At 44.9% G+C, this 1788-nt stretch carries 2 protein-coding genes; both read right to left on the bottom strand.

From position 1 onward, the window contains the following. Window positions 1-1029 (bottom strand): response regulator (locus A3738_RS32405; RefSeq protein WP_197473848.1); only part of this gene is annotated, 1029 nt, incomplete at its 3' end. A 111-nt stretch (window positions 1030-1140) separates the two neighbouring features. After that, the coding region (locus A3738_RS13345; RefSeq protein ID WP_197473847.1) for an ATP-binding protein at window positions 1141-1788 on the bottom strand (648 nt) is incomplete at its 5' end.

Here is a 1788-nt window from a genome sequence, read left to right as displayed (position 1 = left end):
CATTGATACGGCTTGCAGTAGACGGTCACCCATTGCATGGCCGAGCGAGTCATTAATCACTTTGAATCGATCAAGATCGAGGAACATGACCGCTACTTGGTTGTCATTGCGTTTGGCTTGCGCCATGGCAAGGTTGAGTCGATCTTTAAATAGTGAGCGATTTGGTAAGCGTGTTAGCAGGTCATGATATGCCTGAAAGTTAATAAATTCTTCGGCTTCTTTTCTTTCTGTTATGTCGCGCGCCGTGCCATAAGTGCCGACAACCTGCAGAGACTCTTCGCCATTGATTTTCACTTTTCTCTCAATAGGGAAGAAGGTAATTTCAAAGTGACGTGAAGCGTGCTCGTTCTTTTTCACTTTCAGGCGAAGTTCAGAACTCCAAGCGCCATCTCTTTTTTTGCCGTGTTCCGTGAAGATGTAGTTGGCTCGGTCGATATCTTCGGCTTCAATAATAGTTTCGTAGCTTTTGCCCAATAAATCCTGTTTGCTGTAGCCAAGCAGTGTTTCAACTTTGCGGTTAAGGAAGGTGAAACGACCTTGGCGATCAAGCATAAATACAACGTCAGGTGAGCTATTGACGATGTAACGATGCAATTCTTCTGACTTTTGCAAGCGTGCCTGCATTTGGTGGTGGGCTTTCTCAAGCATAACTTTTTGCAGGCAATTTCGTGTTGTATTGATCAGTTCTGCAGAATCGTAAGGCTTGCGGAGGTAGTCATATGCGCCGCGGCGGAGGGCTTTACTGACGGCTGTGAATGACGATTCGCCACTAACGACGATAATGGCTGGATCCATGTTGTTTTCAGCAACAAAATCCATGACCTGATGACCGTCAATGTCGGGCATGTTTAAGTCGAGCAACACTAAGTCGAAGCTATCTTGTTTCAAGGCTTCGCATGCATTTAAGCCGCCCAAGGCTGTCGTGACATCAAAGCCTTGTGCAACGAGGAGTGCCTCCAAGCTTGTTAGCAGACGATACTCATCATCTACTACAAGTATTTTTGCCTGTTCAATATCCAGGTTTGCCACCTGTTTCGACTTTATGATTTTCATTCTAGTTGTTAACCGCTCGCACTATAGTAGTTTGTAAAGTGGAACTATCCAGTTCTACCGCTTCCTATTTAAGCGGTTTGAATTTATTTATTGCTCTGGTAGCAATATTTGAAACTGGGTGCCCTTGCCATCACTTCTACATGTGATTGTTCCTCGCGCTTCCGTTACGAGGTTTTTCGTAATGCTCAACCCTAAACCTGAGTGGCCTGCTCCTTTGGTAGTCGAAACTGGCGTAAATAAGTTCTTTTGTATTTCTTCTGGAATACCTGGACCATTGTCAGTGATTTTTATTTCACAAAAGCTATGGCCGTTGACGTTGATGCTGCTTTTTGTAGCAGCACTGATTTTACCACCCTCAGGCATTGCTTCGACGGCATTCTTCATAAGGTTAGTTAATATTTGCCGCAGACTGCCAGGGCTGATGTCGACTGGGCGTAGGCTACTATCTGGCAGGTATTCGCTGTCGATACTCTTGGCCAAGAATAGTGAACTTTTGTACAGGGTTAGAAGGTTTTTGATTTCTAAGTTGATGTCGGCGTCGCCTTCATCGTGCGTAATATCTTGCTGCAGATCCCTTAATCGAAAGATTATCTGGCTTGCGCGCTCTAGCTCTTCTTTAAGAACTTGTAGTTCTTCTTGTACTTCGTCTTCTTCGCTGAGTTTCAGGGAAAGGCTGCTCAAATAGTTATTGATGATGCTAAGAGGGTTGTTCGCCTCATGTGCAATCTCGCGAAC

The organism is Oleiphilus sp. HI0066 (genome assembly GCF_001635725.1).
The sequence above is the reverse complement of the archived record's forward strand: the minus strand, read 5'-3'. Positions and strand labels throughout refer to the sequence as shown.